The organism is Helicobacter pylori (genome assembly GCF_001998165.1).
Taxonomy (GTDB): domain Bacteria; phylum Campylobacterota; class Campylobacteria; order Campylobacterales; family Helicobacteraceae; genus Helicobacter; species Helicobacter pylori_DL.
This window is the reverse complement of record NZ_MTWR01000033.1, coordinates 1-2,341: the sequence shown is the minus strand read 5'-3', so window position 1 is coordinate 2,341 and position 2,341 is coordinate 1. Positions and strand designations below refer to the sequence as shown.

General features: G+C 39.4%; 2 protein-coding genes. One reads left to right on the top strand and one right to left on the bottom strand.

Annotated features, from left to right (window positions below; genetic code table 11):
* On the top strand, positions 1–978 hold a 978-nt coding region (locus tag BZK24_RS04620; RefSeq protein ID WP_077656724.1), incomplete at its 5' end, for a glycosyltransferase family 8 protein.
* Between the two features lie 128 nt (positions 979–1,106).
* Here the strand turns inward: BZK24_RS04620 and BZK24_RS04615 are convergent.
* Positions 1,107–2,341: autotransporter outer membrane beta-barrel domain-containing protein (locus BZK24_RS04615; RefSeq protein WP_143424380.1), on the bottom strand; the 1,235-nt coding region annotated here is incomplete at its 5' end.

The window sequence follows — 2,341 nt, the reverse complement described above, 5'->3', positions numbered from 1 at the left end:
GTAAAACTCTTTTATCAAATCCATTGTTTAGTGGATAGTTTGAGCGCTGAAAATGCAGAAAAACTAAAGCGAACCATGGCCCCCTTTAGCGCGTTTTCTGGTATTGAATTTTGTGATATTTCAAAGAATGACGCTTACCCTTTTACATTGGTTTCTCAACTTTTCTTAAGACTCAATCCTTTCGCTAAAAAGCGTTTTTCTAAAATGATTTTATGCCGTTTGTTGCTAGCGAGTATTTTCCCTCAATACGAAAAAATAATCATGTTTGATGTGGATACCTTGTTTGTGGGTGATATTAGTGAGGGTTTTTTTACCCCTATGGATGGAGCGTATTTTGGAGCGACCAAAGAAGACCTCTCATTGATTAACATTCATAGCGCTAATGATTTGTTTGTATCTCGGCTTAATTGGTCTAAGGGAATGGGTGTCAAACTCAATCATAAAAGCCTAACTTTTCAAGAAGTGGGAATTCTATATGAAAACCCTTTTAATGCAGGTTTTATGCTGGTCAATTTGGCGTTGTGGAGGGAGAGTCATTTGGAAGAAAAGCTGATTGATTTTTTTAAAACAAGAGATGAAGGGCTGTTGTTGCCAGAGCAAGATTTATTCGTGCTTGTTTGTCAAGGGCGTATTTTAGAAATGCCTTGCAAGTATAATGTCCATCCACGCATGGTTGGGACAAGGATGATACCTAAAAAATCTGACGCTTGCATGTTGCATTTTTATGCTGATGAAAAGCCTTGGAAGCATTTTAATTACCCGTATTCTAAAGAATGGCACCAAGTCGCTTTTAAAACTTCTTTTGAATCTTTGGTTTTTGAGGATTTAGTGGGTAAAATTGAAACTTTTACTGAACTCAATAACCACAACAAAAAGAGTTTTTTTGAATTTTTAAACACCAGGCTGAATAAAAAATTTCTTATACAATACATTTTGTTTAAGATTTTTAAAAAGCTAGAGTCTTTTTGTTTGCGTTAGCGGAGTTTATTTTGAAGGCTAACCCCTTATTTGGGGTTAGTTTGCTAACACACTCCCCCAATTATACTTTTTAAACCTATCACCCCCCATGCCTAAGCATGGGTTTAAGAGTGATACTTAGATCGGTATTAGAAACTATACCTCATTCCTAAATTGGAAGCGAAATGGCCTATATTGGAAATCAAATTGTGCAAATAAACAACGCCCAAATTCAAAAACACTTCTTTAGCTAATCGCAATTCCCCACCCATCATCGCTCTTGCATAGGTGCTTTGAGGACTGCGAGCGGCATTGATTTTAAAGGTGTTTAAAGACGCCACATCATTCGATCCAAAGTGAGCGAACTCTTGTAAAACTCCAGCGTTCATATAGAAGTATGAAGTGTCCCCATAATAATAGCGCGCTTCCACATTAGCGTTAGCGTTGAATAAATGCTGACTGCTCGCGCCATTTTTTAAAGCCGCTTTATTGGTGCTGTTGCTTTCAAAGTTGGTTGAGCCTAAATGGTTATAGCTCACGCCCACGCTTGGTTTTAACACTAAAGCGTTCCTAAAAAACGCGAAGTCATAACCATAGCTCGCTCTTGCTGCAGCGCTATAGGCTAAGTAATTATAGCTTTGATTCAAATCTCGCAGTAGAGCGCTTTTGAAATTCAAGCTTGATTGATCGCTCCCTAGCGCCCCTTGAGCTTCAAAGTCAAATTCATGCTGGTTGGCAAAAATACGGCTATACACGCCAAAATTAGCGTTATTGGCCCCAGAGTTAAGAGAGTTCGCTTGATTACTAAAAGAGCTATAACCATAGCTTCCAAAACCGCCCACAATGGCTTCCACTTCCCCATTAAGGTAAGCGTCTACGCCGGCACTTGTGCCATATAATGAAGCGTTAGAGCCATTATTCAAGCTCGCTCCCCCAATAGCGTTAGCCCAAACATTGGTAGGTTTTTCATATTTAGGGGCAAATTGATACAACACTTCTGCCGCACTCTCTAAAGAAGCGAATCTTTGGCCTTTTAAAGCTTGTAAGCGTTGAGCGAACGAGTTAATATGGTTGGTGTGTCTCCTGGAGAGATTGACTAAACGAGAATTTAAAATCATCGCATTGCTCAAGCTCAAAGTTTGCAAGCCGCTTTGTTTATGCTCTAAACTGGCTACATTGTTTAAAGTGGTAGTGGCCGCATTCAATTGCTTGGTGATTTCACCGGTGCTTGTGTTATCAATCATTTGTCTGGCATAACCCGCATCATGGCTATCAATCAATAAGGTTTGCAAGAGATCCCTACCTTTTGCGCCTGAATGAGTATAAAGCGTGTCAATATCTTTAGAGCGGTTAGCCAATTCAAACACGCTGTTCCTTAAAACAT